This window comes from Cellulophaga baltica (assembly GCF_018861125.1).
GTDB lineage: Bacteria > Bacteroidota > Bacteroidia > Flavobacteriales > Flavobacteriaceae > Cellulophaga > Cellulophaga baltica_A.
Genome location: NZ_JAHKQN010000012.1, coordinates 1,891 through 2,439 on the forward strand (window position 1 = coordinate 1,891; position 549 = coordinate 2,439).

General features: G+C 34.2%; 1 protein-coding gene. It reads left to right on the forward strand.

The features are described from left to right. Window positions 1–549: hypothetical protein (locus tag KO500_RS02755; protein WP_215954974.1), on the forward strand; the 549-nt coding region annotated here is incomplete at both ends.

Consider the following 549-nt stretch of genomic DNA (forward strand, 5'->3'; position numbering starts at 1 on the left):
CAGAAACAGTAGACTTAAGCTCATTAAATGATGCTGGTACAGATGATCAGGCATTAACTCTAGAGTCAGGAAATATTTTAACATTAGAAGATGGTGGTACAGTAGATTTATCATCTTACTTAGATAATACAGATGACCAAGAAGCAGATGAAGTAGCAATAGAAGATACAGCAGGTAATTTTACATCAACAGATGTAGAAGGCGCATTAGCTGAATTAGCAACAGGTAGTACAGATGATCAGGCTTTGACTTTAGAATCAGGAAATATTTTAACATTAGAAGATGGCGGTACAGTAGATTTATCATCTTACTTAGATAATACAGACGATCAAGCTATTACAGCATTTAGTTTAGATAATGCTACAAACATATTGACAATTACATTAGAAGATGGCGGTACAGAAACAGTAGACTTAAGCTCATTAAATGATGCTGGTACAGATGATCAGGAATTGACTCTAGAGTCAGGCAATATTTTAACATTAGAAGATGGTGGTACAGTAGATTTATCATCTTACTTAGATAATACAGACGATCAAGCTATTACAG